Below are 6,097 nucleotides of genomic sequence, written 5' to 3' on the forward strand. Positions count from 1 at the left end.
CGCCTCCCCGCGCAACTGGCCGCGGCTCTCGCGCGCCCGGCGCACGGGCAGGCGCAGCAGAAGGCGCTGGGAGGCGGGCATATGGGCACTGATGTCCACGGTGAACACGGTGGCCACGCCGGCCTCGGCGTACACGTGCGCGCACTTCTCCCACACGACCGCCACCCGGCCCTTATGGCGCCCGAGCTGGCCGCGCACCTCCGGGTCGGGGGCCAGCGGGTTGTGCTGGGCGGCGACGGCGCCGATGCGCATGCACGCGTAGAACACCACGAAGGCCTGCGGGCAGTTCGGCAGGGCGACGGCGACGACGTCGCCCCTGCCCACGCCGGCCCCGACCAGGGCGCTGGCGGCGCGCTCCACCTGCTCCAGGACCTGGCGGTAGGTGATGGCCGCCCCGAAGTAGTCCAGGGCGGCGCGGTCGGGGTAAAGGCGCGCGGCGTCCTCCAGCAACGAGAACAGGGAGCCCTCCCAGTCGGGGACCTCGTGGGGGACGGCGTCGTAGAAAGCGCGCCCCTGCTCGGTGATGCTCGTCATACCAGTGCTCTCCTTCTCTCCAGTGCCCAGTGCCGCACCCGGCCCGCGGAACCGGTCCGCCGGCTCGTGGCGGTGCGCGAGTAGGCGCTGCGCTCCGTCTCGTCGGCGGGCCCGGTCCGCCCGCCCGCGGCGGGGTGCGGGTGCCGCGGCCGCGCGGTTCACACGCGCGCCGCGCTCCACGTGTCGCAGGCCGCGATGGAACCGGAGTCGAGGCCCGTGCGCAGCCACTGCGACCTCTGCGCCGCCGACCCGTGCGTCCAGCTCTCCGAGTTCGTGCTCCCCTGGTAGCGCTGCTGCAGGCGGTCGTCGCCGATGGCCTGGGCGGTGGTCAGCGCGCCGTCGATCTCCTCGGCGCTGGGGACGCGCAGGAACGGCTCGCCCGTGTTCGGGTCGGCGGTCTGGGACGCCCAGTGCATCCACACGCCCGCGTAGCAGTCGGCCTGGAGCTCGGAGCGCACGCCCGCGCCCTGCTCGCCGCGCTCCTGCGTGTTGTGGTCGCGGAAGACGCCCCGCAGGTTCTGGATGTGGTGGCCCCACTCGTGGGCGACCACGTACTCCTGCGCCAGTGCGGCCCCCGAGGCGCCGTAGTCGGAGACCATCTGCTCGAAGAACCCCAGGTCCAGGTACACGGTCGAGTCCCCCGGGCAGTAGAAGGGGCCGACCGCGCTGGTCGCGTTCCCGCAGGCCGTGGACACCGAGCCCGTGAAGATCTGGAAGTCCGGCAACTGGTAGTCGGTCCCCCCTCCCTGGGAGGCCAGCTGCGCGCGCCACACCTCGTCCAGGGACGAGGCCGTCGCCACCATGCGGCACTCCACGCGCGCGTTCGCGTCCGCCCCGCTCGTGCAGCCCGACACGTCGACCGTCTGCCCCGCCGGGGCCGGGCCGGGCTGCGAGGAGCCCAGGAATTGCGAGAGGTCGATGCCCGTGAAGTGGGCGACCGCGAAGACGATGATGGCGCCCAGCACGGAGCCACCGCCGATGCCCGCCGCCCGCCTGCCCGCCGACGTGCGCACGCGCGACGGGTCCAGTTGGATGTTGTCGTTGAAACTCATTGTGCGCTCCTGCCTTCCCGGCCGCCGCCAGAGCGGTAGCGGCCCAGCATGTCGTCACGGAAATCCTCGAAGCAGCCGCGCTCGATGGAGTCGCGCATCGCGTCCACCAGGCGCAGTGTGAACCACTCGTTGTGGATCGTCGCCAGCGTCGAGGACAGGATCTCCTTCGCCTTGAACAGGTGGTGAACGTAGGCGCGCGTGTGGTTCGTGCACGTGTAGCACCCGCAGCCGGGCGCCAACGGCGAGAAATCGCGTTTGAAGCGCGCGTTCGTGATGTTGTAGCGGCCCGTCGGCGTGTAGACCGCGGCGTTGCGGGCCACTCGCGACGGGTTCACGCAGTCGAAGGTGTCGGCCCCGGCCTCGACCCCCGCGAAGAGGTCCTCCGGCTCGGAGATGCCCAGCAGGTGGCGGGGCCGGTCCTCGCCGAGCTCCTCGCACACCCACGACACGATCGTGCCCAGGCGCTCCTTCTCCAGCGCCCCTCCCACGCCGAAGCCGTCGAAGCGCTGGCCGTCGGCCTCCATGTCCGCCATGGTCCGCGCGGCCCGGCGGCGCAGGTCCTCCCACTGGGCGCCCTGGACGACGCCCCACAGCTGCTGGTAGGGCATGGCGCGGCGCTCCTCGGTGAGGCGCGCGTGCTCGACCAGGCAGCGGCGCGCCCACGCGTGCGTGCGCTCCAAGGACTCCACCTGGTAGGAGCGCGGGTGCAGCAGGGAGGTGAGCTCGTCGAAGGCGAACATGATGTCCGCGCCCAACTGGTGCTGGATGCGCATGGACGCCTCCGGCGTGAAGCGGTGCTTCGTGCCGTCGATGTGGGAGGAGAAGACCACGCCGTCGTCATCGACCACGGCGTTCGAGGCCCGGACGGCCTGCGCGGACAGCCGCGGGTCGTCGGAGTCGGCGGCCCCCGAGAACTCCTGGGAGAGGACCTTCTTGAAGCCCGCGCCCAGGGAGAGCACCTGGAATCCGCCCGAGTCCGTGTACGTCGGGCCCCGCCAGTTCATGAAGCGCGCGAAACCGCCCGCCTCGTCGACCACGTCGGAGCCGGGCCGCAGGTACAGGTGGTAGGCGTTGGCCAGGACCGCCTGGGCGCCCAGGGCCTCCACCATTTCTGGGGTCAGGGCCTTCACATTCGCCTTCGTGCCGACCGGGATGAACGCGGGCGTGCGGATGATCCCGTGCGCCGTGTGGATGGTGCCCGTGCGCCCCAGGCCGCTGCCCGAGGCCAGGCGCGCCCCCACCTGGAAGCCCCGGTCGCGCCACCCCGACGGCGGGGCGGCGGGAAGCGAGAAGGGAACGGGGGGAGCGGCTAGCCAATCGGCGCTCATGCGGGGAACACCTCCGAGCCCTCGAGCCCCTCGAGGCCGCGCACCCACCCGATCACGCGGTACGTGAGAGGCAGGAGCACGACCTCCACCGCGACCTTGTACACGTAGCCGGTGACGACGTAGTTGACGAAGTCGCCGCCCTCGATGACTCCCGCGAAGGCGATCGTGCAGAAGAGCGCGGTGTCCACCGCCTCGCCCACCAGGGTCGACCCGATGAGCCGCGCCCACAGGCGGCGGGCCCCCCACCTGCTGCGGATCCCCACCAGGACCAGGGCGTTGACCAGTTGGCCCGCCAGGTAGCCGATCACCGACGCCGCGACGACGCGCGGCACGAAGCCAAGGACCGCCTCGAAGGCCGCCTGGTTCTCGTAGCCCGGGCCCACCGGCGCGGCCTGGACGATCCAGAAGACCGCCGACGCCGCGATGGAGGCCGCGAAACCCATGACGATCACCCGCCGGGCGCGCCCGAAACCGTACACCTCCGACAGGACGTCCCCCAGGATGTACGTGAGCGGGAACAGGACAGCCCCGCCGTCGAACACCAGGTGGACGGGCCCCCAGTCGAGGGCCGTCACCTTCGTGGCCGCGACGTTGGAGATCAGGAGCGCGGCGACGAAGGCGACGGCGATCATGTCGTAGACGCGCGGGTGGCGCGAAGGGGCGGTGGGCGTGCTCATCAATGCCTTCCTGCGGGTGTTACGTCGCTCCCATTGTGCACGCAAAGGCGGCGCAGCGCCGCGAGCGCGCGGGTAGTCTCGCACACACCCACTAGGATCTACCCGTGATCAACGTCCAGGACTTCTCACTGCGAATCGGAGCGCGCGAACTCGTGCGCGACGCCAGCTTCCGCGTCGACAAGGGCATGCGCATCGGCCTCGTGGGGCGCAACGGCGCTGGAAAGACCACGACCATGCGCCTGCTGGCCGGGGAGGCCGACCGCGGGGGCGCGGCGGAGCACACGGGGACGATCTCCACCACGGGCACCATCGGCTACCTCGCGCAGGACACCCACGTCGGCGACCAGACGGTGCTGGCCCGCGACCGCATCGTGTCGGTGCGGGGCATCGACCAGATCATCGCCCGCATCCGGCGCGCCGAGCAGGAGATGTCCACCACCGAGGGCGCGCGCCAGCAGCGGGCCATGGAGCGCTACGTGCGCCTCGACCAGGAGTTCACCAACCAGGGCGGGTGGGCCGCCAACGCCGAGGCCGCCCAGATCGCCCACTCCCTGGGGCTGCCGGACCGGGTCCTGGGCCAGAGCCTCGACACCCTCTCCGGCGGGCAGCGGCGCCGCGTCGAACTGGCGCGCGTCCTCTTCTCGGGCGCCGACGTGCTGCTGCTCGACGAGCCCACCAACCACCTCGACCACGACTCCGTCCTGTGGCTGCGCGACTGGATCAAGACGTTCCCCGGCGGCGTCATGGTGATCTCGCACGACGCCGCGCTGCTGGGGGAGACGGTCAACCAGGTGTTCTACCTGGACGCCAACCGCGCGCGCATCGACATCTACCGCCTCGGCTGGCGCGCCTACCTCGAACAGCGCGAGGAGGACGAGCGCAGACGGCGCAAGGAGCGGGAGGGCGCCTTGCGCAAGGCGGAGCAGCTGCGCGCCCAGGGCGAGAAGATGCGCGCGAAGGCGACCAAGGCCGTGGCCGCCCAGCAGATGCTGCGCCGCGCCGACGAGCTGGTCGCCCGGGCCGGGGAGGCGGAGGTCCGCGAGAAGGTCGCCCGCCTGCGCTTCCCCGAGCCCGCTCCCTGCGGGCGGGTACCCCTCACCGCCGAGTCCCTGTCGAAGTCGTACGGCTCGCTGGAGGTGTTCACCGGCGTGGACCTGGCCATCGACCGCGCCTCGAAAGTGGTGGTCCTGGGGCTCAACGGCGCGGGCAAGACCACTTTGCTGCGCCTGCTGGCGGGCGTCGAGGAGCCCGACACGGGCCGGGTCGTGGCCGGGCACGGCCTGAAGATCGGGTACTACGCGCAGGAGCATGAGACCCTCGACGTGTCCGGGACCGTGCGCGAGAACATGGCCGGCGCGGCGCCCGGCCTGGACGACACGCGCGTGCGCAACATCCTGGGCCAGTTCCTCTTCCAGGGCGATGACGTCGACAAGCCCGTCGGCGTCCTGTCCGGCGGGGAGAAGACCAGGCTCGCGCTGGCGACCCTGGTGGTCTCCGGCGCCAACGTCCTGCTGCTGGACGAGCCCACCAACAACCTCGACCCGGCGTCCCGCGAGGAGATCCTGGCCGCGCTGCACGACTACGAGGGGGCCGTCGTCCTGGTCACCCACGATCCCGGGGCCGTGACGGCGCTGGACCCGCAGCGCGTGCTGCTGCTGCCCGACGCCGACGAGGACCTATGGGACGAGTCGTACCTGGATCTCGTCACGCTCACGTGAGGGGCCCGCGTCCGTCCCCGAGGGGCCGGCGCCGGGGCCTGGCGCGCTACCGGGCCCTGGGGCCGCGGGTGCGCCGCGCCCACGCGTGGAACGCCACGACGAGCGCGCCGATCGTGAGCACCACGATCGCGCCGACCAGTGCGTAGAACCCCGGACCGGTGGAGCCCTCGTCGTCGCGCTGCCCGGGCGCCCCGGCACTGGCGCCGGAGGAGGTGGAGCCCGTCGACGTGTCGAAGGTGAGCTCCAGGTCCTCGTCGGTATCCGTCCACACCGCGGTTTCCCAGCCGTTGCGCTCCGAATCGTGGTCGACCTGGGCGCCCTCCGACGCCTCCACGATCCTGCCCTCGTAGACTGTCGCCTCGACGGTGCGGACCTGGGCGCCGATGGCGTCGGCGATGGGGGCGGTGGGGGCGGACGGCAGGGACATGGTCCGCTCCGCGCCCCTGATCGCGAGCAGGGACGCGCTCACGGAGACGACGCAGGTGCTGGAGGGGGCGGCCCCGTCCGACGGGGTGAAGACCGTGGACGGCTTGTGGACGACGCCGAGCGCCGCCCGGGCGTGGGCGCCGAACTCGTCGCACAGCTGGGCGGTGAGCGCGCCGTCGGCGTCAGTGACGGAGGCCGTCCAGGAGATGGTCCCCGAGCCGAAGAAGGAGTAGTGCTCGAAGACCGCGGCGCCCTCCGCCGCGTACGAGGCGGGCGCCGGGGCGAGGGCGATGCCGACGGAGCACGCCGCCCCCGCCATTCCCCTCAAGACCGCGGCCGCCATGCGGGGCCCGCGGGGCGCG

General features: G+C 72.3%; 5 protein-coding genes and 1 pseudogene. 1 reads left to right on the forward strand and 5 read right to left on the reverse strand.

Annotated elements, in window-relative coordinates; translation table 11 throughout:
• The 4 genes from BH719_RS09870 to BH719_RS00110 form a co-directional block, all read right to left on the reverse strand.
• On the reverse strand, positions 1–534 hold a 534-nt coding region (locus BH719_RS09870), incomplete at its 3' end, for an AMP-binding protein (protein ID WP_009399660.1).
• A 158-nt stretch (positions 535–692) separates the two neighbouring features.
• Positions 693–1,586: a KPN_02809 family neutral zinc metallopeptidase gene (gene ypfJ, locus BH719_RS00100; RefSeq protein WP_009399662.1), complete on the reverse strand. Its 894-nt coding sequence runs from the start codon at positions 1,584–1,586 to the stop codon at positions 693–695.
• Entirely contained in the window at positions 1,583–2,914 is a 1,332-nt protein-coding gene (gene tgt / locus BH719_RS00105; protein ID WP_009399664.1) for a tRNA guanosine(34) transglycosylase Tgt, read from the reverse strand. The genes ypfJ and tgt overlap by 4 nt, the downstream gene beginning before the upstream one ends.
• Positions 2,911–3,591: a queuosine precursor transporter gene (locus BH719_RS00110; protein WP_009399666.1), complete on the reverse strand. Its 681-nt coding sequence runs from the start codon at positions 3,589–3,591 to the stop codon at positions 2,911–2,913. Before BH719_RS00110 ends, tgt begins: the two co-directional genes overlap by 4 nt.
• A 104-nt stretch (positions 3,592–3,695) precedes the next feature.
• Between BH719_RS00110 and BH719_RS00115 the strand changes: the two genes are divergently transcribed.
• Positions 3,696–5,309: an ABC-F family ATP-binding cassette domain-containing protein gene (locus BH719_RS00115; protein WP_009399668.1), complete on the forward strand. Its 1,614-nt coding sequence runs from the start codon at positions 3,696–3,698 to the stop codon at positions 5,307–5,309.
• A gap of 46 nt (positions 5,310–5,355) precedes the next feature.
• Here the strand turns inward: BH719_RS00115 and BH719_RS00120 are convergent.
• Positions 5,356–6,097: pseudogene (locus tag BH719_RS00120) on the reverse strand (hypothetical protein); the annotation flags it as partial.

This window comes from Pauljensenia hongkongensis (assembly GCF_001746855.1).
GTDB classification, from domain to species: Bacteria; Actinomycetota; Actinomycetes; order Actinomycetales; family Actinomycetaceae; genus Pauljensenia; species Pauljensenia hongkongensis.

Coding starts and splice junctions, on each gene's coding strand:
- ypfJ (WP_009399662.1), bottom strand. CDS start 1,586: ATGAGTTTCAACGACAACATCCAACTGGACCCGTCGCGCGTGCGCACG.
- BH719_RS00110 (WP_009399666.1), bottom strand. CDS start 3,591: ATGAGCACGCCCACCGCCCCTTCGCGCCACCCGCGCGTCTACGACATG.
- tgt (WP_009399664.1), bottom strand. CDS start 2,914: ATGAGCGCCGATTGGCTAGCCGCTCCCCCCGTTCCCTTCTCGCTTCCC.